Here is a 22,998-nt window from a genome sequence, read left to right on the forward strand (position 1 = left end):
ACCTGGCCCTCGCCAATGGTCGTTGATCAAGGCTGCCAGGTACAGCCTTTGCGCAGGGCTACCCCTGTGTGCAACGTGACAGCCGTTTGCCACAGCCTGCTGATCAGAACTCTGCGCCTTCCAATCTCAGCAGTAATGGCGCCGTTTGAATAACCGCAGGCTTGCTGCGTGCAGAGGTCATTCGGCGGCATATGCCTCCTAGCGGGCGATTTGATCTTAGCTTTGGTTTCGTATACGTTACATTTATCAATAAAGGTCTCGTATACGTAACATGGACTATCTACTTCTTACTCAGCGTTTAGGCCAGCAGATCCGCGCGCGGAGGCTTAACCGTGGGCTGACTCAAGCCAGGCTTGCGGATATTGCCGGGCTTACGCGGCAAAAAGTCATTGCCGTGGAAAAGGGCAGCATTTCTGTGGGTATGACGGCCTATGCCCGCGTGCTGGGTGCCCTTGGCTGTGAGCTGTCGGTTGTGCCTGCCAGCATGCCGACGCTGGAAGAAGTGCAGGGGGTGTTTGAGTGAGCACGCCATTGCGGGTCAGCACGCCGGCAGGGGATAGCGGGCGAATCTTCACCAGCGCCGAGGATTATATTTTCCGCTATGCCGACCAAGCGACTGCCCGTGCCGCGATCAGCCTGCTGATGCCTGTGCGCATGGATGAGTATCGCCGCCGCGAGCTGCACCCGATTTTCCAGATGAATCTTCCTGAAGGCTATGTGCTGGAACAGCTGCGTAACCGTCTGGCCAAGACCGTTAATGTCGACCCGATGCTGTTGCTGGCGCTTTCAGGCAGCAGCGCCCCTATTGGTCGGGTCTTCGTAAGTTCTCAGGCCGTCGATGCGTTATTGCTGCGCCAGCAGTTTCCCGGTGAACGCCTGGAGGAAATTCTCACCTGGGACGGTGCTGAGGATATTTTTATCGATTTGGTCGACCGCTACATTCTGCGCGCCGGCATTTCTGGCGTTCAGCCCAAGGTTCTGGTGCCGGAACATGCGGCGTCTGTGCCGCATAAATTCACAAGCAAAACCTCTGACTTGATCATCAAGAGTGGCCGCGATGAGTTTCCCGGCCTGGCGATCAATGAGTTTCTCTGCATGTCGATTGCCCAAGAAGCCGGCATTCCCACCCCGGAATTCTACCTGTCAGATAACGCCAGGCTGTTTGTCATGCGCCGCTTTGACCGTGATGAGCAGCAGAACCCGATTGGCTTTGAAGATATGGCGGCACTGATGGGGCTTTCTGCCGAGCAGAAATACAGCAAAAGCTACGCCGCCATCGCCAAAGCCATCCGCCTGTTTTGCCCGACTGAGCACCTGCGCAGTTCGCTTGATCAGCTGTTCGACAGCGTGGCCCTGAGCTGCATCGTCGGCAATGGTGATGCGCACCTGAAGAACTTTGGCTTGCTCTATTGCGACCCGACGCAGCGTGATGCGCGCTTGGCCCCGGCCTATGACATCGTCAATACCACCGCCTATATCCCAGACGATGTGCTGGCGTTGGATCTGCTCGGTAACAAGTCGTTGTTCGCTTCACGGCAAGGGCTGTTGGAGTTCGCCAAAACCTGTGATGTCGACCAGCCCAAGGCGCGCATTCTGCGCTTGTTAGCCGCTCATGAAAGGGTGCTCGCGCGCTTTCCCGAACTCTGCGAGCAAGCTCCCCAGGTGGCCGCAGCCATCCGGGCAAGCGCTCAGCCGTTTAGCCAGACGTTTGGCTAAACGCTCAGAGCAGATGACGGGGCATGGGTCGTTCAGAGATACCCCCCTGGCTGCCAAACAGGCCCCGTCACGAACGGCGGCTTATTACTGCCGCCTTCTGCCTATCAGTAGTGCAGTTTGCTGCTCCAGTCCGGGTAGTGCGCCGGGCGTTTGAGGTGCACGCGGAACTGTTCAGCATTGGCGGGTGAGCTGCTCCACAGGTACAGGTGCTCTTTCCAGCTGCCGGACGCCCAGTTCTGCAGGTAGTAGTCAGTGCCGCGCACCGTGTCGCGGTCGCGCAGGCGGATGTTGTCGCCATCTTTGAGGCAGCCGTTGTTGTTGGCTAGCTCGATGCGTAGCTGGTTGGAGGAGTCGCCTGCTTTCATGTAATAGGCGTAGTTACCGCCGCCACCGCCCAGCCACCAGTTGAGCCAATAGCCCGGGTGGCGGCGCGATTCGACTTCAATGTAGTCGCCACTGCGGATGCAGAAACTCTCCGGGTGATACCAGTTGCGCAGGCTGAACAGGCTTTCTGGCTCCAGCCCGTTGCCGTTGATCTTCACCCAGTCGTTGGCCTTGCTGCTGCCGGCGCGCAGGGTTTTGCCGGTGGTGGTGCTTTGCAAGACCACTTCGCCGTAGAGGTTTTGCTGCGGCTTGCTGGCGCGGGTTGGCGTCGTGCTGTCGGCGCGGGTAAAGCCGGCTACCGGGGAATGATCGGAGTAGTCCTGAAATTGCCAGGTCGCGCCCGCCAGGTTGACTGTCCAGCGGGGCGCCGGTGTATCCAGGGCCTGGTTGTGCCAGAACGGCAATTGCCGGTGGTTGCGCGAAAGGAAGATGTAATCCAGGTATTCCGGGGCGTGGTTGGGGTATTGATAGTTGGCGATGCCATTGCGTTTGGTATCAAAGGTGGTGTCGCTGCCGGCATAGCTATCCGGCGCGTTGACCTGCAGGCGGGCGAGCATGTCGTGGTACTCGCTGCTGTCCTTGATGACGTTGAAGTCGCCACCAATAAACACCAGCTGATCAAGGCTAATGCCGCGGGCACTGATGAAGTTCTGCAGCTCATCAAACTGGCTGGCCCGTACCGCTGCACCTTTGCCATCTGGGCAGCCGGTGTCCGCTGCCTGTGCGTGGGTGCCGATGATATGCACGGCCTGACCATTGCGATTGAGTTTGACGTAGACGAAGCCTTTGTTGGACAGGTAATCCGCACCGCAACCCTGGCTGTAGACATATTGCACGCGTTGCTCGATTGGCCAGCGGCTGACGATGGCCACGCCGCCGTCTTCCGGGGTGGTGTCCGAATAGGCGCCCAGAGTGGCATCCCAGCCCGTGCGGCTACGACCGAGCACGGGCGTCTGAAACGGGTACTGGCTTTGCAAACCATTGAGCAGAATGGCCGACGCTGGGTTGTCGAACAGCTCGTTGAGAATCACTGCATCCTGGCCCTTGATATACGCCGCCTCAGCGATCAACGCCGCGCGCTGCTGTTGGCCCCAACCCGGCTTTATGGTGCTGGGCAGCAGGAATACGTTATGTGCCAGCAGTTTGAACTGCTCATCCGGGCTTGCCTGGGCAAACGTCGGGGCGGATAGGGCAAGCGTACTAAAACACAACAGTGGCAACAGGCATCGATGCATGGGGTGGCCTCCGGGTAGGGGAATGGCCAGTCTTCCAGTCACCGTTAAACGCGAGAATGATCGAAAGGTGGGTGGGCTAGACCAGCGCCAGCGCAGTCTGCTTGGCGAGGGTTACATCGGCATGACGCGGCTGTTACGAATCCGCTGCTCGTGGGTCGAGCAACAGAGCCAGTTTCAGGCGTTTGGGCAGTTTTGCCACCACCAGCTGATGGGAGCGCGTTAGCAGCTCGCGCAGTTCGCCATCGCTTAGCGGGTAAGGCGCGGCCATGCTGATCCAGCGAGCGCGCGCCAGATACGGGGCAGGGCGGATGCCGGGACGGTCGCAATAGCCGAGAAACAGGTCGGCATCGACCTTGAAGGCCAGGCCGTCATGGCTACCCAGGTGGAACAGGGCGAACATTTTGTTCTCTGCCACCGAGAACACCCGCACGCCGCCCCATTTGATGTCCTCACGGGCACCCGGCAGGCTTAGGCAGAACGCGGCGATTTGCTCGATGGTCATGCCGGGGACGCTCCTGTGTTACTCGCGGTAGAAAACCTGCACCAGATGATAGCCAAACTGACTTTTCACCGGGCCGTGGACTTCACGCACCGGCTTTTTGAAGATCACTTGATCAATGGCGCGCACCATCTGTCCCGGACGCACTTCACCCAGGTCGCCACCTTTCTTGCCGGATGGGCAGGTTGAGTATTTACGTGCCAGCACGTCAAACGCCTCGCCGGCGGCAATACGTTTTTTCAGCGCGGCGGCTTCTGCTTCGGTTTTCACCAGAATATGGCGGGCCATTGCCTTCGGCATGACGGGCTCCTCGGATTTCAAGGGGCGTATTGTGCCAGTATTTTCAGCCGCTTAGCGCTTGAGCCGGGCACGCGCCGATTTTCTCGGGAGCGATGCGTAATCTTGGCCTAACGTAATAAATCCAACTCGCGGGAAATCTCGTTATGGACCTCAACGCCATGCTGAAAATCCTGTCCAGCCAGGACGGGTCCGACCTTTATCTTTCCACTGGTGCGCCGCCCTGCGCCAAGTTCAATGGTGTGCTCAAGGCGCTCAGTGCCGAGCCGCTCAAGGCCGGTGAGGTGGCAGCCATTGCTGATTCGGTGATGGATAGCGCGCAGCGCGAGGAATTCGAGCGTGAGCTGGAGATGAACCTGGCGATTTCCATTCCCAGCGTTGGGCGTTTTCGCATCAATATCTTCAAGCAGCGCAACGAGGTGTCGATCGTCGCGCGCAATATCAAGATGGAAATTCCCAAATTCGAAGACCTCAAACTGCCGGAAGTGCTGCTCAAGACGGTGATGGAGAAGCGCGGCCTGGTGCTATTTGTTGGCGGCACCGGTTCGGGCAAATCGACCTCGCTGGCGGCGCTGATCGACTACCGCAACCGTAACAGCGGCGGCCATATCATCACCATCGAGGACCCGGTGGAGTATGTGCACAAGCACAAGAAGTCGATCATCAATCAGCGTGAGGTGGGGGTGGATACCCGCAGCTTCCACGCCGCACTGAAGAACACCCTGCGTCAGGCGCCGGACGTAATCCTGATCGGCGAAATCCGCGACCGCGAAACCATGGAGCATGCCTTGGCCTTTGCCGACACCGGCCACCTGGCAATCTCCACCCTGCACGCCAACAACGCCAACCAGGCGCTGGACCGCATCATCAACTTCTTCCCGGAAGACCGCCGCCCGCAATTGCTCAATGACCTGGGCAACAACCTCAAGGCTTTCGTCTCCCAGCGCCTGGTCAAGACCATCGACGGCAAGCGCCGGGCAGCGGTGGAAGTGCTGCTGGGCACGCCGACCATTCGTGATTTGATCAAGCGCAATGAGTTTTCCGAGATCAAGGAGATCATGGAAAAGTCGAAAAACCTCGGCATGCAAACCTTCGATCAGGCGCTGATCGACCTGGTCAACGATGGCTCGATTGATGAAGAAGAAGCGGTGAAAAACGCTGACTCGGCGAACAACGTACGCCTCAAGCTCAAACTCTATCGCGACAACCCAGGCACCTCAGCACCTGCCGCTGCGCCCGCGCCCGCGCCAGCGGCCGCCGCACCGACGCCTGCTGCACCTGCGGCGCCCGCTACTTCGGCGGGAGAGTGGGGGTTGGAGTTGAAGCTGGAAGATATTGAAGAAGAACAGCTGCCAGAGGACCCAGGGCGCAAAGGTATTTGAACACCGGCGCCGATAGAGCGGCTTACCGCTAGCGTTGTTCGGGGCGGTAGGCGTCCTGAATACGCTGGATCATGCCTTCGGCGCGTAGCGCTTCAACGGCCTTGCGCAGATCTTCCTGCAACTGCGCATCGCAGTCTTTCGAGCAGGCCAGGTACATATCGGTACTGGCCAGCACGGGGCTCATCTGCAGTTTGTTGTTGCTTTGCGGCCATAGATACAGCCCTTCCGGCACGCCGGTAAACCAGGCATCGACGCGGCCCAGCTCGAGCATGCGCGCAGGGTTATCGCCAAGCTTAAGGCTGACAATCTGCGTTTCGCTAAAGCCTTCGCGCTTGAGGATTTCCATCTGTGCTGTGCCATGACCGACGGCAATACGCCGGTAACGCTGACGCGCCTCGGCAAAGTCAGCCACGGGCGCATCGAGGCTGAAGAAGGCGCGCTCAAGTGGCGAAATAGGGGCGATCCAGGTGTACAGCGCTTCCCGCTCGGGAGTACGCGAGAGCGGGATGATCAGCAGATTTTGCCCGCGACTGACCCGCTGCTGCGCCCGGGCCCAGGGGGTTACATGGATATGGCTGAGGTAGCCCGCGCGGGCAATCGCGGCCAATGCCACATCGCCGACCATGCCGTAGCCGCCCTGAAAGCTGACAAAGGTCAGCGGCGGCGCGTCTGGCATATGCAGCTCCAGCGGTTCCTGTGCTGTTGCGCTTAGGCTCAGCGAGGTCAGCAGTACAGCGAGACAGATCCAGCGCACAGCCACGGCAGCACTCCAACAACGACTGGCTTGGAGTATAAGCACTGCGCGCCGGGCTCGGCTGGAGTTTTTGGTACTTCAGTCCCGTAGTTCTGCCAGGTCGCGGTACAGCTCCAGCGCCTGCGGGTTGGCCAGGGCATCGGTGTTTTTTACTGGTTTGCCGTGCACCACGTTGCGCACCGCCAGTTCGACGATCTTGCCGCTGATGGTGCGCGGGATATCCGCCACGGCGATGATCTTCGCCGGCACATGGCGCGGCGTGGTGTTGGCGCGGATCACCTGACGAATTTGCGTTTGCAGCGCGTCGGTTAGTTCGACGCCCTCGCGCAGACGGACAAACAGCACCACGCGCACGTCGTCGTCCCACTCCTGGCCGATGGCGATGGACTCCAGCACGGCTTCGACCTTTTCCACCTGGCGATAGATTTCCGCAGTGCCGATACGTACGCCGCCGGGGTTAAGTACCGCGTCACTGCGGCCATGAATCACCAGCCCACCATGGGCGGTGATTTCCGCGTAATCACCGTGGGCCCAGATACCGGGGAAGGTGTCGAAGTAAGCCGCCTGGAACTTGCTGCCATCGGCATCTTTCCAGAAGCCAATCGGCATCGAGGGGAAATGCTGCGCGCAGACCAGTTCGCCTTTTTCGCCGGTCGCTGGTTGGCCGGCGTCATTCCAGACCTGCACATCCATGCCCAAACCCTTGCACTGCAGCTCGCCACGCCACACCGGCAGCACCGGGTTACCGAGGGCAAAGCAGGAAACGATATCGGTGCCGCCGGAGATGGATGACAGGCAGAGATCGGCTTTGATCTCGCGGTAGACGTACTCGAAGCTCTCATGGGACAGCGGCGAGCCGGTGGACAGAATCGCCTTGAGCCGTTGCAGCTTGTGCGTGCTGCCCGGCTTTGCACCGGCTTTTTCCAGGGCCGCGAGGAATTTGGCGCTGGTACCGAAGATGCTGATGTTTTCCGCATCGATCAGGTCGATCAGTCGCTCGGCACCGGGGTGGAAGGGTGAGCCGTCAAACAGCACCAGGGTGGCGCCCAGGGCCAGGCCGGAAACCAGCCAGTTCCACATCATCCAGCCGCAGGTGGTGTAGTAGAACAGCGTATCGTCGGCGTGCAGATCGGTGTGCAGGCCGAGTTCTTTGACGTGCTGCAGCAAGGTACCGCCGCTGCCATGCACGATGCATTTGGGCACGCCGGTGGTGCCGCTGGAGTAGAGGATATACAGCGGGTGATCGAACGGCACCTGGGTGAATTCGGGCTCGCCGCCGGCCTGGTGGAAGTCCTGCCATAGCGCGACCTTGGCCGCCGAATGGAAGTCGGCGGCTTTGGCCTGGGTATTGGAGTAGGGCACCACAATCAGCTGTTCAAGCGAGGGCAGGCGTTCGAGGATTYCATTGAGCTTGGCAGTCAGGTCAAGGTTCTTACCGGCGTAGCGATAGCCAGCGGCGGCGATCAGCACCTTGGGTTCGATCTGGCCGAAGCGGTCGATCACGCCCTGGGTGCCGAAGTCCGGCGAACAGCTCGACCAGGTCGCGCCCAGGCTACTGGCCGCAAGCATGCCGACCAGGGTTTGCCAGGTGTTGGGCATAAAGGCGGCAACGCGGTCGCCACTACCGACGCCAGCAGCGCGCAGGCTGCGTTGCAGGCCGGCGACGTGGGCCGCCAGCTCGGCGTAACTCAGCTGTTCGCGCGAACCGTCCTCGCCAATGGCGACCAGGGCCGGGTGGTTATCACGGCGGCGCAGCAGGTGTTCGGCAAAGTTCAGCGTTGCGCCAGGAAACCAGTGAGCGCTGGGCATGGCGCTGCTTTCCTGCAATATGCGCTCGGGTTGCGCGCTAAAGCGGATCTCGAAGAACTTGATAACGGCCTGCCAGAAAGCTTCGCGCTGCGTCACGCTCCAGCTGTGCAGGGCTGGATAGTCGGCCAGTTGCAGGCTGTGGCGCTGATTGACGAAGTGGCGGAAGCTGTCCATCCGCGTCGCCGCGATACGTTCGGCAGAAGGCGTCCACAAAGGCTGTTGCATGTTGGTTCCTCGAACTCTTGTTATGCCTGCGCAATGCGGGCTTATTGCTGCAAGCCTACTGGCTGGCGGATGGCTTGCGTCGAGCTGCGCGGGGCTGATCCTGATCGGCAGCCGCCGCGCCTGTAGCCACTGTGCAACGCTCCCAGGCAACCTGCAGCGAACCTGATGGGGGCGCTTTACAGTACGTAAATAAAACCTTACAGCCGACGTAGCCCGGATAAGCCCTGGCGCAATCCGGGGCTTATCCGGAGATGCTTCCCGGATTGCGCCGCGTGCCGCGGCTTATCCGGGCTACGCCGTCTACCAATCAGGCGTTGGCCAGTTTGGCCCGCGCGACCCGCGAGCCATTGGGTTTATCCAGTACTGTGCAAATCCGCTGACCGGCTGCGATCAGCTTGTTCATATCAATGCCGGTTTTGATACCCAGACCCTCAAGCAGGTACAGCACATCTTCGGTTGCGACATTGCCGGTGGCACCCTTGGCGTAAGGGCAACCACCCAGCCCCGCGACTGAGCTGTCGAATACGCTGATGCCTTCCAAGAGGCTGGCGTAGATATTGGCCAAAGCTTGGCCGTAGGTATCGTGGAAATGCCCGGCCAACAGATTGCGTGGCACCTCGTGGCCGACCACGTTGAACAGGTGACGGGTTGCTCCGGCAGTGCCGGCCCCGATGGTGTCGCCCAGGGAAACCTCATAGCAGCCCATGGCGTACAGCTCACGGGCTACGCTGGCCACCTGTTCGGGCGGCACGCTGCCGTCATACGGGCAACCCAGCACGCAGGAAACATAACCGCGCACGCAAATGCCATGCTGCTTGGCGGCGTCCATTACCGGGACAAAGCGCTCAAGGCTCTCGCTGATCGAGCAGTTGATATTCTTCTGCGAGAAGGCTTCCGAAGCCGCAGCAAATACCGCAACTTCCTTGACTCCTGCTTCTAGCGCGCCCTCAAAACCTTTCAGGTTGGGTGCCAGGGCCGCGTAGGTGATGCCTGGCAGCTGCTGGATCTGCGCAAACACCTCGGCGCTGCCCGCCATCTGCGGCACCCACTTGGGCGAGACAAAGCTGCCGACCTCGATATAGCTCAGGCCTGCGGCAGACAGGTCATCGACCAGGCGCACCTTGTCGGCCACGTTGATCGGCTGTTTCTCATTCTGCAAACCGTCGCGCGGGCCGACTTCGACCAGGCGCACTTGTTTGGGTAGGTTCATGCATCTTCTCCGTAGGGTGGATCGGGGGGCGCAGCTGACGCTGTTTCGATCCACCGTTGCCTGGTGGAAAACGCTACGCGGTTTTCCACCCTACATATCATTGCGCGGATGCTGAGGCTCGGGTGGTTGTAGGGTGGATGTCGTTTTATACATCCGCCATGGCCATCGGCTGTGAATGCCTTGGTGGACATAAAAAGCGATGTCCACCCTACGCGCTGGCGTCCTCCAGCTCCACCAGCACGGCGCCCTCAGTGACCATCTCGCCTTCATTGCAATACAGCGCCTTGACCGTACCGGCATGTGGCGCGCGGATGCTGTGTTCCATCTTCATCGCCTCCAGCACCACCAGCGCAGTACCGGCTTCGACCTGCTGGCCGGCTTCCAYCAGCACCCGCACGATACTGCCGTTCATCGGTGCCGTCAGGCCGCCGTGATGGCTGTGGCTGGCTTCCACTTCGGCAATCGGATCGACGCGCTGGATGCTGCGTAGCTCACCGGCATAGTGCAGATACAGGGCATCGCCGCGACGAATTGCCAGATGCTGCTGGCGCAGGCCATCGCGCTCTACCTGCAGGACTTCGCCCTGTAGGTGCACGGTGGAGGTCGAGGCATGGCGCAGGCGTACCACCTGGCGCTCGCCCTGGCAGCTCAGGTGCAAGTCGGTTTCTGCCGGCAGGCCCAGACGCAGGCCGTTGTTGCGTGACCAGGGCGAATGGAAATCGTCGTGGCGTTGCCGTGGCGCTTCGCTCTGCACAAAGGCTTCGACGGCCAGTTGCCAGAATTCGGCGGGCAATTCGCTCACTGGCGGCAGCAGCTGCGCTTCATGGCGTGGGATAAAGCCGGTGTCCAGTTCGGCGGCGGCAAAGGCCGGGTGGGCCAGCACTCGGGTGAGAAAGGCCAGATTGGTTCTGACTCCGCCCACACAGGTTTCCTTAAGCATGGCCAGCAGGCGCAGCCGTGCTTCCTCGCGGTTTTCGCCCCAGGCGATCAGCTTGCCGAGCATCGGGTCATAGAAGGGCGAGACTTCATCGCCTTCGCTGACGCCGCTGTCTACCCGGCGACCTAGGCCGGCGGCGGCTTCGCGGTACAGCGCGAGGGTGCCGGTGGCCGGGAGAAAGTCGTTGTCCGGATCTTCCGCATACAGCCGCACTTCAATGGCGTGGCCAATCAGCGGCACCTGCTCCTGGCTGATCGGCAGCGCTTCACCACGGGAGACGCGAATCTGCCAGGCCACCAGATCGAGACCGGTGATCAGCTCGGTAACCGGGTGCTCGACCTGCAGGCGGGTGTTCATCTCCATAAAGAAGAAGTCGCCGCGCTCATCCAGCAGAAACTCCACGGTACCGGCGCCGACATAGCCAATGGCCTGGGCGGCCTTGACTGCCGCCTCGCCCATGGCGCGGCGCAGTTCGGCTGACAGGCCGGGGGCAGGGGCTTCTTCGACCACCTTCTGGTGACGGCGCTGGATCGAACAGTCGCGCTCATTCAGGTACAGGCAGTTGCCATGCGAGTCGGCAAAAACCTGAATCTCCACATGGCGCGGCTTGAGGACGTATTTTTCCACCAGCATGCGTGAGTCGCCGAACGACGATTGCGCCTCGCGCTGGGCGCTGGCCAGGGCTTCGGCCAGTTCGCTCTCAACCTCGACCACCTTCATGCCTTTGCCACCACCACCGGCTGCGGCCTTAAGCAACACCGGGTAGCCGATTGCGTTCGAGGCAGCGCGGAAGGTTTCTACATCTTGCGCTTCGCCGTGATAGCCCGGCACCAGCGGTACGCCGGCGGCTTCCATCAGGGCCTTGGCGGCCGATTTGCTGCCCATGGCGTCGATGGCCGAGGCGGGCGGGCCGAGAAAGATCAAACCGGCGGTTTCGATGGCGCGGGCAAAGCCGGCGTTTTCCGAAAGAAAGCCATAACCGGGATGGATCGCCTGGGCACCACTGGCCTTGGCTGCAGCGATCAATGCGTCGATTCGCAGGTAGCTGTCCGCCGGCTTGGCGCCGCCCAGATTCACCGCCAGATCGGCTTCGCGCACATGGCGGGCGCTGGCGTCGATGGCGCTGTGTACCGCCACGGTCTGAATGCCCATGGCTTTGGCCGTGCGCATCACCCGGCAGGCGATTTCGCCACGGTTGGCCACCAGCAGGGTGTCGATAGGCTTAAGGCTCATGCTTGTGGCTCCTGCCGGAGGTATGGGCGTTTATCCAGCCGGCTATTGCGGGGGATATTCATGCTTATTGCTCCTGCCAGGCGGGTTTGCGTTTATCCAGAAAGGCACGCAGCCCTTCCTGACCTTCGGGGCTGACGCGGATACGGGCAATGGCGTTTTCTGTGTAACGGCGCAGCGCCGGCGTCAGCACGCCGCTGCCGACTTCGCGCAGCAGATCCTTGCTGGCGAGCATCGCCTGCGGGCTATTGAGCAGCAATGTGTCGACCCACTCGGCCACTGCCGGCTCCAGGGCATCGGCGGCATAGCATTCGGCAAACAGCCCCAGTTCCTGGGCGCGTTCGCCGCTGAAACGCTCGGCGGTCAGGGCATAGCGCCGTGCAGCACGTTCGCCGATGGCCTGCACGACGAAGGGACTGATCACCGCCGGCGCCAGGCCGATGCGCACTTCGGAAAGGCACAGCTGGGCGTCAACGGTGCCGATGGCCATGTCGCAGCAGCTGATCAAACCCAGTGCACCGCCAAAAGCCGCGCCTTGCACCACGGCCAAGGTGGGGATCTTCAGCTGATAAAGGTTGTGCATCAGCTCGGCCAGCTCACGCGAATCAGCCAGGTTGGCGTTGTAGTCCAGGGTCGCCGCGTGCTGCATCCAGGCCAGGTCTGCACCGGCGGAGAAGTGCTTGCCACGGCCGCGCAGCAGCAGGAAACGMAGGCTTTTGTCGGCCATCACCGCGTCGAGGGCGAGAATCAGCTCGCGGATCATCTCGGCGTTAAAGGCGTTGTTCTTGTCCGCGCGATTGAGCCAGAGCGTGGCAAAGCCGCGTGGGTCTGTTTGCAGTTCGAGGGTGTTGAAGTCGGTCATGGTCACTCACTGGGGCGCGTGCGTTGCACCTGTAGGATGGGTGCTAACCCATCAAACGATATCGATGGGTTGCACCCATCCTACGGTTTGTCCTGATTACATTCTGAACACGCCAAAGGTGGTCGGCTCAATCGGCGCGTTAAGGCTGGCGGACAGCGCCAGGCCCAGTACGTCTCGGGTTTGCGCCGGGTCGATCACGCCGTCGTCCCACAAGCGGGCGCTGGAGTAGTAGGGGTGGCCCTGGCGCTCGTACTGTTCGAGGATCGGTTGCTTGAGTGCAGCTTCATCTTCGGCGGAGAAGCGCTGCCCGGCGCGAGCGGCCTGTTCGTGTTTGACCTGCACCAAGACGCCGGCGGCCTGTTCGGCGCCCATCACGCCGATGCGCGCATTCGGCCACATCCACAAAAAGCGTGGATCGTAGGCGCGGCCGCACATGCCGTAGTTACCCGCGCCGAAGCTGCCGCCGATGATCACGGTGAATTTCGGCACCTTGGCGCAGGCCACCGCGTTGACCAGCTTGGCGCCGTGTTTGGCGATGCCGCCGGCTTCGTACTTCTGGCCGACCATAAAGCCGGTGATGTTCTGCAAAAACAGCAGCGGGATGCCGCGCTGGCAGGCCAGTTCGATAAAGTGCGCGCCTTTTTGCGCGGACTCGGCAAATAAGATCCCGTTATTGGCGAGGATCGCCACTGGATAGCCGTGGATATGCGCAAAGCCGCAGACCAGGGTTGTGCCGAACAGCGCTTTGAATTCATCGAATACGCTGCCATCGACGGTGCGGGCGATCACTTCACGCACATCGAACGGCTGTTTGGCATCTGCTGGAATCACTCCGTACAGCTCATCAGCGCTGTACAGCGGGTTGATCGGAGCACGGTTGTTCAGCACGCCGAGCTTGCGCCAGTTGAGATTGCTGATGCTACGCCGGGCCAAGGCAAGGGCATGTTCGTCGTTGTCGGCGTAATGGTCGGCCACGCCGCTGGTTTTGCAGTGCACATCGGCACCGCCGAGGTCTTCGGCGCTGACTACTTCACCGGTGGCGGCTTTTACCAGCGGCGGGCCGGCGAGGAATATGGTGGCCTGGTTGCGCACCATGATTGCTTCATCGGCCATGGCCGGTACGTAGGCTCCGCCGGCAGTGCAAGAGCCCATGACTACGGCAATCTGCGGGATACCCATGGCCGACATATTGGCCTGGTTGAAGAAGATCCGCCCGAAGTGCTCGCGATCCGGGAACACTTCATCCTGGCGCGGCAGGTTGGCGCCGCCGGAATCCACCAGATAGATGCACGGCAGGCGGTTCTGCTGAGCGATGGTCTGCGCGCGCAGGTGTTTTTTCACCGTCAGCGGGTAGTAGCTACCGCCTTTTACCGTGGCGTCGTTGGCCACAATCATGCATTCCACACCCTCGACCCGACCGATACCGGCCACTACGCCTCCCGCAGGGACTTCTTCGCCATACACCTCATGGGCGGCTAGCTGGCCGATCTCCAGAAACGGCGAGCCGATATCCAGCAGGCGGTTAATGCGTTCACGCGGCAGTAGTTTGCCGCGCGAGGTGTGGCGCTCCTGGGCCTTGGCACCGCCGCCTTCATGGATGCGGGCGAGCAGGGCGCGCAGGTCGTTAACCTGGGCGAGCATCGCCGCGCTATTGGCAGCGAACTCCGGTGAACGGGTATTGATCTGGGTATGCAGGATGGCCATTCGGCTCACTCCATTGGTAGCCCGGATGCAATCCGGGGACTCTGTATCGCGCCAACTGCTCCCGGATTGCGCCAAGGCTTATCCGGGCTACGGTTCTTGCGGCGTAGGGTTATTTCGTTTCGTTAAACAGCTCGCGGCCGATCAGCATCCGGCGGATTTCGCTGGTTCCCGCGCCGATCTCATAGAGTTTGGCGTCGCGCAGCAGGCGGCCGGCCGGGTATTCGTTGGTGTAGCCGTTACCGCCGAGCAGCTGGATGGTGTCCAGGGCCATCTTGGTGGCCATTTCGGCGGTGTAGAGGATCACTGCGGCGGCGTCCTTGCGCGATTCCTCGCCGCGGTCGCAGGCCTTGGCCACGTTGTAGAGGTAGGACTTGGAGGCGTTCATGCCAGCGTACATATCGGCCAGCTTGCCCTGTACCAGCTGGAATTCGCCGATTGACTGCTTGAACTGCTGACGTTCGTGCACGTAGGGCAGCACCACGTCCATGCAGGCAGTCATGATCCCGGTCGGGCCGCCCGAGAGCACGGTGCGTTCGTAATCCAGGCCACTCATCAGCACGCGCACGCCAGCGCCTTCGGCGCCGAGAATGTTCTCCTCCGGAACTTCGCAATCTTCGAACACCAGTTCGCAGGTGTTGGAGCCACGCATGCCCAGCTTGTCCAGTTTCTGATGGCGGGAAAAACCCTTGTAGTCGCGCTCGACGATAAACGCAGTCATGCCACGCGAGCCGGCGTTGATGTCGGTTTTGGCGTAGATCACATAGGTGTGGGCGTCGGGGCCGTTGGTAATCCACATCTTGTTGCCGTTAAGCACGTAGCGGTCGCCGCGTTTTTCCGCGCGCAGCTTCATCGACACCACATCGGAGCCGGCATTTGGCTCGCTCATGGCCAGCGCGCCGACGTGTTCGCCGGAGCACAGCTTGGGCAGGTACTTGGCCTTCTGCTCGTGGGTGCCGTTCTTGCGGATCTGGTTCAGGCACAGGTTGGAGTGCGCGCCGTAGGACAGGCCGACCGAAGCCGAAGCGCGGCTGATCTCCTCCATGGCCACCACATGCGCCAGGTAGCCCATGTTGGTGCCGCCGTACTCCTCTTCAACCGTCATGCCGAGCAGGCCCATGTCGCCAAACTTGCGCCACATGTCCATGGGGAACTCGTTGTCGCGGTCGATCTGCGCGGCGCGCGGTGCCAGTTCGGCCTGTGAGAACTGATACACCGAGTCGCGCAGCATGTCGATGGTCTCGCCGAGACCGAAGTTGAGGGATGGGTAGCTCATGGTTCCACCTGTAATTGTTCGAATTAAGTTCAGGAGATAACAGTTTGTTTTTTATCAGTTTCAGCTAGCGCGGCCAGGCAGCGCTCTTCGGCAGTATCCAGCTCAAGCTGCATCTGCTCGATGTCCAGCAGTTGCTGCTGCAGCTGGGCGCGGCGCTCGGCGATCTTCGCCATAAAGGTATGCAGCTGCTTGTGATTGCCGTGTACCGGGTCGTACAGCTCGATCAGTTCCTTGCACTCGGCCAGCGAGAAACCGATCCGTTTACCGCGCAGGATCAACTTGAGGGTGACCTTGTCCTTGGCCGTGTAGATGCGTTCCTGGCCGCGGCGTTCGGGGCAGAGCATCTGTTGTTCTTCATAGAAGCGAATGGCGCGGGTGGTGATATCCAGCTCGCGGGCCAGTTCGGAAATGGAGTAGGTGGTGGCGGACATACGGCAGCGCTCTTGTTTACCTTTACGTTAACGTAATGCTGCAAGCCGGTTTAGTCAACCTGCTTGATTTAGCGCCTTGCGAGTGGAGTTGTTAGCGGGGCTTGATCACTTTAAAAACAGTCGCTTAGCGCTCTTAGCTAAACACGCCATAAAGTATTGAGGCTGGCTAACCGCGGAGTCTGGCCGCCTAGGGATAAGCGCTTGGCTAGTTGATCGGCTGCCGCGCAGGCAAATAGCGCAGCACCTTTGCGTTTAGCAGGTCGATCAGCGCCGGGTCCATAAACCCATAGTCGTCGGCGATATCCAGGCAGACGATGCGCTTGTTGCCCAACTGGGCCTTGAACTTGCTGGTGAGTTTGCTGCGATGCACCCGTTGCATCACCAGAATCAGATCCGCCCAGGCCAACAACTCGGGGCAGACCGGCGTGTCGGCGTCGTGGTTGACGCCGGCCGATGCGGTTTCCACGCCAGGCCAGTCAGCGAACAGTTGTTCGGCAGTGGGGCTGCGCAGGCGGTTCTTGGCGCAGATAAACAGCAGTTTCAGTGGCAAACAATCGTCCCTGATCGGCGCCGAGCTAAGCGCTATGGATAAATGGAAGGTTTACGGCTTTCTACCGGCAAAGCCAAACAGCAAACCACCGGCGAGTATGGCACCGATGCCCGCCCAAACTGGCACGTTGACTCTTTCCTTCTCCTGCACCGAGAGTTCGAGCGGGCCGAGCTTCACTGCGGTGGTGTCCTTGGTGTAGCTGAAACCGCCATACAGCAGCCCCAACAGGCCCGCCACGACCAGTGCGATAGAGATAATCCGGATTGAATTCATGCTGTGATCCTCGTGCAGCGCCTGAGCTAATCGCCAGCGGTTTCATAGGCAGGGCCGTCCAGGCCATTGAAACACAGTGCTGGCGTTTTGCAGGCGATTTACTTGATCACACATAGCGCGGCTTATTCGCCGTCAGGCTTTCTTTTCCTGAGCCGTGGCCTGCTGGGAAATTTCGATGATCTGCTCGCGCATCCAGCGGTTGGCCGGGTCCTGGTCGGTGCTTTCGTGCCAGTAGAGGTGAGTTTCCAGCGGCGTCATGTCCTTGATCGGCAGCTCGACAAAGTGCAGGTCATTACGCCGGGCGAAGCGCTCGGGTACGGTCATGGCCATGTCGGTGCCTTGCAGTACGGTGGTGGCCATCAGGTAATGCTGCGAGCGCAGGGCGATCTTGCGCTGGATGCCCATGCGGCCCAGGGCCAGGTCGACGTGGCCCAGACCGCTGCGGCGGCTGGAAATATGGATATGGGTCATGCCCATGTATTCGTCCAGGCTGATTTTCTCTTTGGCCAGCGGATGGCCACGGCGCATGGCGCACACGTAGCGGTCCTCCATCAGCTTGACGTGGCGTACCTGCGGGTCGGTGTTGAGCGGCGCGTCCACGGCAAAATCCAGACGGCCAGCGGCCAGCTCTTTAGTGGTTTCGCGGCGCCGGGCCAGCATGCTCTCGATATTCACGTTCGGCGCCAGGCGGCGCAGGCGCTGAAACAGCGGCGGCAGGACGATGGCCTCGGTGAGGTCGGTCATGCTGATGCGGAAAGTCTTGTTGGCCTGCCCCGGGTTGAAGATGCGGCTTTCCTGCACGGAGATGCGCAGTTGCTGCAGCGCGTTGCGCACCGGGCCGATGATGTTCTGTGCCATAGGCGTGGGCACCATGCCCTGAGCGGTGCGCACAAACAGCGGGTCATTGAAGGTTTCACGCAAGCGAGCGAGGGCGTTGGATACTGCGGGCTGAGTAATGCCGACGATCTGCCCGGCCCGGGTCAGATTGGCCTCGGTGTAGATGGCATCGAAGACGACAAAGAGGTTGAGGTCGACCTTGTTCAGATTCATTGCACGCTCACTCCGAGTGATGATCGCTATCAGTGGAACATATATCGGTGATGAATGTTAATACACGGTGAGAATAGATTAGATAAATCCTAAGCCCTGTTCTAGCATCATTTCCACTTCACCGAACTCCCCAAAAATCAGCGTCAGAAGGTAGCCATCATGGATTTCGCCTACTCCCCCAAGGTTCAGCAGCTGCGTGAACGCGTCACCGCGTTTATGGAGAGCCATGTCTATCCAGCCGAGGCCGTGTTCGAGCAACAGGTCAATGAAGGCGACCGCTGGCAGCCCACCGCGATCATGGAAGAGTTGAAAGCCAAGGCTAAAGCCGAAGGCCTGTGGAACCTGTTTCTGCCGGAGTCCGAACTGGGTGCCGGGCTGACCAACACCGAATACGCGCCGCTGGCGGAAATCATGGGCAGCTCGTTGATCGGTGCCGAGCCGTTCAACTGCGCCGCGCCGGACACCGGCAATATGGAAGTGCTGGTGCGCTATGCCAACGACGCGCAGAAAGAGCAGTGGCTCAAGCCGCTGCTGGACGGCACCATCCGTTCCGCCTTCGCCATGACCGAGCCGGGCGTAGCGTCCTCCGATGCCACCAATATGCAGGCCAGCGCCGTGCGCCAGGGCGATGAGTGGGTGATCAACGGCCGCAAGTGGTGGACCTCCGGTGCTTGTGATCCGCGCTGCAAGATCATGATCTTTATGGGCCTGACCAACCCGGATGGCCCACGTCACGCCCAGCATTCGATGATTCTGGTGCCGATGGACGCCCCAGGCGTGAAAGTGCTGCGCCCGCTACCGGTATTTGGCTACGACGACGCGCCGCACGGCCACGCCGAAGTGCTGTTCGAAAACGTCCGCGTGCCTTACGAGAACGTGCTGCTGGGTGAGGGCCGTGGCTTCGAGATTGCCCAGGGTCGCCTTGGCCCAGGCCGTATTCACCACTGCATGCGTTCCATCGGCATGGCCGAGCGCGCGCTGAAACTGATGTGCGAGCGTTCGATCAACCGCACCGCCTTCGGCAAGCCGCTGGCCCGCCTGGGCGGCAATATCGATCACATCGCTGACTCGCGTATGGAGATCAATATGGCCCGTCTGCTGACGTTGAACGCGGCTTATATGATGGACACAGTGGGCAACAAGATTGCCGCCAGTGAAATCGCCCAGATCAAGGTGGTTGCGCCGAACGTCGCGTTGAAAGTGATCGACCGGGCGATCCAGATCCACGGCGGCGCCGGGGTGTCCAACGACTTCCCGCTGGCCTACTGGTACGCCATGCAGCGCACCCTGCGCCTGGCCGACGGCCCGGACGAAGTGCACCGCGCGGCTATCGGCAAGTTCGAAATCGGCAAGTACGTGTCGAAAGAAGTGATGAACGCCAGCCGCTAAAGCGCGTCACTGAAAAACCACAAGGCCCGCATCTGCGGGCCTTGTGCGTTGTGGCCTATGCAGTTTCAGGTTGCAATGCCTGGCTGTGTGGGAGGGGCTTTAGCCGCGATTGATCGTGAAAGCGGCGCGGCTAAAGCCCCTCCCACAATAGTGCAGTCTGTTCGTGTGTTTAGCCCGGCGGAGCTTGTTGATCATCTGGACTCGCGCTCTGTTGCAACCAGAGCAGGCGCATATACAACTGCGCCGCGAAGGCGCGCGCGGCCTGTTCCTGGTGGAAGATCAGGCTGCGGCGGCCCATGCGTACTTGCCAGCGCAGCTTGCCGCGCTGCAGCAGCGGTTCAATAACGATGCTCGGGGAACTCAAACGATCAATGCTCCTGTCTGGGGGCACGGGTTTTCAGTAGCGACAGTACCACTCCGCCCGCCAGCAAACCGAGGGTCATGCACAGCGAGAGTAGGGCGGGCACCTTGATCATGTCGTGGAGAAAGATCTTGCCACCGATAAACATCAGCACCAATGCCAGGGCGTATTTCAGGTAGATAAAACGGTGCATCAACGCCGCCAGGGCAAAGTACAGCGCGCGCAGGCCGAGAATCGCAAAGATGTTCGAGGTGTAGACGATAAACGGGTCCTGGGAGATGGCCAGCACCGCCGGCACGCTGTCCACGGCAAACACTAGGTCGGCCAGTTCGATCAGTACCAGCGCCAGCAGCAGCGGCGTGGCATGCAGCAGGTGCTTGCCTGTCTTTCTATCCGGCTGGCGAACCAGAAAGCGCCCGTCGTGCATATCCTCGGTTACCCGCAGGTGTCTGCGCAGAAACTGCAGTAGGCGGTTCTGGCTGAGGTCCGGGTGCTGTTCTTCCTTGGCCGAAAGCATGCGCACGCCGGTAAACAGCAGAAACGCGCCAAACAGGTACAGCACCCACTCGAAGTTCTGCACCAGCGCCGTGCCCAGGCCGATCATCGTTGCGCGCAGCACGATCACCCCGAGAATGCCCCAGAACAGCACGCGGTGCTGGTAGCGCCGGGGGATGGCGAAGAAGTTGAGAATTACCGCCATGACAAACACGTTGTCCATCGACAGCGATTGCTCGACCAGAAAGCCGGTGTAGAACTCCAGCGCCTTGGTCGCGCCCAGCTGCCACCAGATCCAGCCGCCAAAGGCCAGGCCAACGCTGAAATAGCCGCTGTACAGCAGCAGGCTTTCGCGCATCTCGATCTCGTGCTGATCGCGGTGCAGCACGCCGAGGTCGAGTATCAATAGGCCGAGAATGATCAGCAGAAAGGCCAGCCAAAACCAGCCGGGGGTGCCGAACAGTGGGGTCGTGAGCATGCTTGTCAGGCTATCCATGGAGCCACCTCGAATGTCTGCCTAAGTTGAAAATCAACTCAGTGACTCCGACATCACGGTGAAGGCTCACCGCCAGAGGGGCCCGGCGTCACGCTGATTAAGCAATAGGCCTTGGCGGCGAACTTGGCAAGCGCAGGAGTGGGGGATTCAGTTGCTGTACTGGTAGATGATCGGGGCAAAAATCCCGGTGTCGTGGCCATTTTTCAGGCACTGATTGAACTGCTCCAGGAACCAGCCCATCTTCAGCGCTTTGGCAATGCCCATGTGCTTGCTGTCGCTCTTGAATGGCACCGGTAAGGTGGTGAAGGCATCCGGATGCAGGCCAGGCCAGCTCTGGGCGAGCCTGCGAATATCGACGCTGGAGCCGATCAGGATCGCGTCGATGCGCTCACGCTGCAGCATGCCCAGGCCGCTGCGGGTGTCGTTGAAGCCGACGATGGTCAGGGTGCCGTTGGCCACAGCCTCGTCATACGCAGTGCCATAGCTGGTGCCGATGGTGGCGCCAATCAGTTTGTCTTTCAGGTCTGTGATGTTCTGGTAGGCAAACTCGCGGCCTTTCTGCACCACCAGCACGATATGTTCGGTAAAGATCGGCTCGGAAAAATCGAACAGCGTCAGGCGCTCATCACTGATCGACAAACCAATTACGCCGCCTTCACTGCGCTCGGCCATGGTGTAAGCGCGTTTCCACGGCAGCAGCTGGATCTGATAAGGCACCTGCATCTGGTTCAGGCAATGTTTGCTGATGTCCACGACAATGCCCTTGGCCTCGCCATCCTCCTCGAAGTACTTGGGGAAGCCATCATGCGCGCCAAATACGCGGAACACTTCAGCCTGGGCGGTTGGCCCGAACAGCATAACCAGCAGCAGAATCAGGTGCAGAGGCTTGCTTGCAGGCATGACAAAACCTCAGGGCGTTGGGGGTGTGTTCAGCTTAGCCACTCGGCGCTGTTAATCACTGCCTGATGTTGCAATACCTGCAAACAACGCCGGGACTGAGTCAGGTTTAGTAAACCCAGACTTCCACCCGGCGGTTCTTGATTCGCCCGTCATCGCCGCTGTTGGCGGCCACCGGCAGTTCATCGCCCATGCCGATGATGTCGCGGAAGATCACGCCGCCCTTGTTCAGCTCACGGCGTACGGCCATGGCGCGCAGCTTGGACAACAGCTCGGCGCGGGCAGTGTCGGCCTTGGCATCGCCGAAGCCGACCAGCACCACCTTGTCGTGCAGCTTGTTCTGCTCCTGCAGGTAGGCCATCAGCCGGTTGAGGTCGCGCAGGGCCTTGTTGTCGAGGTTAGCGCTGCCTTCCTGAAAGCGGAAGTTCACCGACAGACGTTGAGCGTTCTTCGCCAGAGCCTGATAGTTCGCCGGCATTTGCGCGTTGGCGGGGATTGTCACCGCTTGTACGGTCTGCGCGATAAACCCGCTCTGGTCGACAATCGCCTGACCGCGTGTGCTGTGGGCGAACTGCACCAGCGCACGGCCCCAGGGGTTGCTCAGCTCCGGCTGGTTATACAGAAACAGCCGGCGCGACAGCGGGTAATCCTCGGTGGCCACCAGGGTCAGGCTCGGCAGCATCGGTTGCGAGTCGCCGGCGGCAATCGCCACGGCCTTGGCCTGGCGGATATACGGCAGGCCGATAAAGCCGATGCCCTTAGGGTCCTGGCTGACCGAGTCGGAAAGCTTTTCGCTGGATTCAAAACGCTTGGCGCCAGGGGCCAGGGTTTTGCCGTTGGCGCTGAGTACCAGCTCCTTGAAGGTGTCGAAGGTGCCGGATTTGTCATCGCGGGCGTACAGGGTGATGGCGCCAGCTGGGACGCCGAGTTGCGCCCAGTTGGTGATCTCGCCGGCAAATATCTGCGCCAGCTGCGCGGTATTAAGTGCGGCGAGCGGATTGCTTGGATGCAGGATGATAGCCAGGCCGTCGAGGGCGATGATCTGCTCGGCGCTGGCGCTTTTCAGGTCACCCAGGCTTAGCAGGCTGGTGGCTTCGCTGTCCTTGATCGGCCGGGACGAGGCGGCCAGTTCGGCGCTGCCATCGGCTAATGAGGTAAAGCCGGTGCCCGAACCGTGAGCCGCCACTTCAATGCTTACGCTGCGGCCATCGGCGGTCTTACCGATGATCTTCTGCTCGTTTTCCGCCGCGCCCGCTTCGATGCGAATGGCGCTCAGCCCCTGTTCTTCGAATAGGCCTTTGACCAGCGCCGGGCCAAGGCGCGCACCGATGGTGTTGGAGCCCTGAATGCGCAGCACGCTGCTGTTGTCACTGGGGATGGGCAGGGCGGCAAATACCGACCAGGGCAGGGCATAGCAGATGGAGCCGAGCAGCAGAAAGCTGACGGTGCGAATCCAGGTATCACGTTCGAAGGCAGAGCAGGCGCGCAACATGCGGCAAACACCTTATATGGGTGAGTGAAAGTGCCGCGACGATAAGA

The 22,998-nt window shown here is 60.7% G+C and carries 22 protein-coding genes; 4 read left to right on the top strand and 18 right to left on the bottom strand.

From position 1 onward, the window contains the following. Positions 1-271 precede the first annotated feature (271 nt). Positions 272-523 (top strand): helix-turn-helix domain-containing protein, encoded by a 252-nt coding sequence (locus P3C18_RS15050; protein WP_275962653.1) that lies wholly within the window; start codon positions 272-274, stop codon positions 521-523. Beyond that, positions 520-1,716, top strand: coding sequence for a type II toxin-antitoxin system HipA family toxin (locus P3C18_RS15055; RefSeq protein WP_275962654.1), 1,197 nt, complete (start codon positions 520-522; stop codon positions 1,714-1,716). Before P3C18_RS15050 ends, P3C18_RS15055 begins: the two co-directional genes overlap by 4 nt. Before the next feature lie 104 nt (positions 1,717-1,820). Here P3C18_RS15055 and sph read toward each other — a convergent pair whose 3' ends face one another. The 3 genes from sph to P3C18_RS15070 all read right to left on the bottom strand — a co-directional run bounded on the left by sph (position 1,821) and on the right by P3C18_RS15070 (position 4,134). After that, positions 1,821-3,335: a sphingomyelin phosphodiesterase gene (sph, locus tag P3C18_RS15060; protein WP_275962655.1), complete on the bottom strand. Its 1,515-nt coding sequence runs from the start codon at positions 3,333-3,335 to the stop codon at positions 1,821-1,823. A 133-nt stretch (positions 3,336-3,468) separates the two neighbouring features. Then, positions 3,469-3,837: an MmcQ/YjbR family DNA-binding protein gene (locus P3C18_RS15065; protein ID WP_275962657.1), complete on the bottom strand. Its 369-nt coding sequence runs from the start codon at positions 3,835-3,837 to the stop codon at positions 3,469-3,471. A gap of 18 nt (positions 3,838-3,855) precedes the next feature. Beyond that, a complete protein-coding gene (locus tag P3C18_RS15070) occupies positions 3,856-4,134 on the bottom strand; it encodes a peptidylprolyl isomerase (RefSeq protein ID WP_160014225.1) in 279 nt (92 codons plus the stop codon). Between the two features lie 143 nt (positions 4,135-4,277). On the opposite strand from P3C18_RS15070, the gene P3C18_RS15075 reads away from it, so the two are divergent. Continuing rightward, complete coding sequence (locus P3C18_RS15075) at positions 4,278-5,513, top strand: PilT/PilU family type 4a pilus ATPase (RefSeq protein WP_275962658.1); 1,236 nt, start codon at positions 4,278-4,280, stop codon at positions 5,511-5,513. 28 nt (positions 5,514-5,541) lie between these two features. On the opposite strand, the gene P3C18_RS15080 is transcribed toward P3C18_RS15075, so the two are convergent. The 11 genes from P3C18_RS15080 to P3C18_RS15130 form a co-directional block, all read right to left on the bottom strand. After that, positions 5,542-6,273: a transporter substrate-binding domain-containing protein gene (locus tag P3C18_RS15080; RefSeq protein ID WP_275962659.1), complete on the bottom strand. Its 732-nt coding sequence runs from the start codon at positions 6,271-6,273 to the stop codon at positions 5,542-5,544. Positions 6,274-6,345: 72 nt separating this feature from the next. Beyond that, positions 6,346-8,301 carry an acetoacetate--CoA ligase gene (locus P3C18_RS15085; protein WP_275962660.1) on the bottom strand — a complete coding sequence of 652 codons (1,956 nt, stop codon included), beginning with the start codon at positions 8,299-8,301 and terminating at the stop codon, positions 6,346-6,348. 307 nt (positions 8,302-8,608) lie between these two features. Continuing rightward, the gene (locus P3C18_RS15090; protein WP_275962661.1) at positions 8,609-9,511 is read right to left on the bottom strand and encodes a hydroxymethylglutaryl-CoA lyase; all 903 of its coding nucleotides are present in this window, start codon (positions 9,509-9,511) and stop codon (positions 8,609-8,611) included. A gap of 208 nt (positions 9,512-9,719) precedes the next feature. Then, positions 9,720-11,681 carry an acetyl/propionyl/methylcrotonyl-CoA carboxylase subunit alpha gene (locus P3C18_RS15095; protein ID WP_275962662.1) on the bottom strand — a complete coding sequence of 654 codons (1,962 nt, stop codon included), beginning with the start codon at positions 11,679-11,681 and terminating at the stop codon, positions 9,720-9,722. Positions 11,682-11,745: 64 nt separating this feature from the next. Then, on the bottom strand, positions 11,746-12,540 hold the full coding sequence (locus P3C18_RS15100) for a gamma-carboxygeranoyl-CoA hydratase (RefSeq protein ID WP_275962663.1): 795 nt from the start codon (positions 12,538-12,540) through the stop codon (positions 11,746-11,748). 96 nt (positions 12,541-12,636) lie between these two features. Then, positions 12,637-14,244, bottom strand: a complete 1,608-nt coding sequence (locus P3C18_RS15105; protein WP_275962664.1) for a carboxyl transferase domain-containing protein — start codon at positions 14,242-14,244, stop codon at positions 12,637-12,639. 109 nt (positions 14,245-14,353) lie between these two features. Beyond that, positions 14,354-15,517: an isovaleryl-CoA dehydrogenase gene (locus P3C18_RS15110; protein WP_275962665.1), complete on the bottom strand. Its 1,164-nt coding sequence runs from the start codon at positions 15,515-15,517 to the stop codon at positions 14,354-14,356. Positions 15,518-15,546: 29 nt separating this feature from the next. Further along, entirely contained in the window at positions 15,547-15,948 is a 402-nt protein-coding gene (locus tag P3C18_RS15115) for a MerR family DNA-binding transcriptional regulator (RefSeq protein WP_275962666.1), read from the bottom strand. 205 nt (positions 15,949-16,153) lie between these two features. After that, entirely contained in the window at positions 16,154-16,492 is a 339-nt protein-coding gene (locus tag P3C18_RS15120; RefSeq protein ID WP_275962725.1) for a low molecular weight protein tyrosine phosphatase family protein, read from the bottom strand. 57 nt (positions 16,493-16,549) lie between these two features. Then, positions 16,550-16,771 (bottom strand): hypothetical protein, encoded by a 222-nt coding sequence (locus P3C18_RS15125; RefSeq protein WP_275962667.1) that lies wholly within the window; start codon positions 16,769-16,771, stop codon positions 16,550-16,552. Positions 16,772-16,903: 132 nt separating this feature from the next. Further along, complete coding sequence (locus tag P3C18_RS15130; protein WP_275962668.1) at positions 16,904-17,821, bottom strand: LysR family transcriptional regulator; 918 nt, start codon at positions 17,819-17,821, stop codon at positions 16,904-16,906. Positions 17,822-17,980: 159 nt separating this feature from the next. On the opposite strand from P3C18_RS15130, the gene P3C18_RS15135 reads away from it, so the two are divergent. Continuing rightward, positions 17,981-19,210: an acyl-CoA dehydrogenase gene (locus tag P3C18_RS15135; protein WP_275962669.1), complete on the top strand. Its 1,230-nt coding sequence runs from the start codon at positions 17,981-17,983 to the stop codon at positions 19,208-19,210. Positions 19,211-19,379: 169 nt separating this feature from the next. Here P3C18_RS15135 and P3C18_RS15140 read toward each other — a convergent pair whose 3' ends face one another. From P3C18_RS15140 to P3C18_RS15155, 4 genes are all read right to left on the bottom strand, one after another. Beyond that, complete coding sequence (locus tag P3C18_RS15140) at positions 19,380-19,574, bottom strand: hypothetical protein (RefSeq protein WP_275962670.1); 195 nt, start codon at positions 19,572-19,574, stop codon at positions 19,380-19,382. A 4-nt stretch (positions 19,575-19,578) separates the two neighbouring features. Beyond that, a complete protein-coding gene (locus P3C18_RS15145; RefSeq protein WP_275962671.1) occupies positions 19,579-20,562 on the bottom strand; it encodes a TerC family protein in 984 nt (327 codons plus the stop codon). A 147-nt stretch (positions 20,563-20,709) separates the two neighbouring features. Then, positions 20,710-21,462, bottom strand: coding sequence for a transporter substrate-binding domain-containing protein (locus tag P3C18_RS15150; protein ID WP_275962672.1), 753 nt, complete (start codon positions 21,460-21,462; stop codon positions 20,710-20,712). A gap of 106 nt (positions 21,463-21,568) precedes the next feature. Next, a complete protein-coding gene (locus P3C18_RS15155) occupies positions 21,569-22,951 on the bottom strand; it encodes a phosphate ABC transporter substrate-binding/OmpA family protein (RefSeq protein ID WP_275962673.1) in 1,383 nt (460 codons plus the stop codon). Positions 22,952-22,998 lie beyond the last annotated feature (47 nt).

This window comes from Pseudomonas sp. 1928-m (assembly GCF_029269135.1).
Taxonomy (GTDB): Bacteria; Pseudomonadota; Gammaproteobacteria; order Pseudomonadales; family Pseudomonadaceae; genus Aquipseudomonas.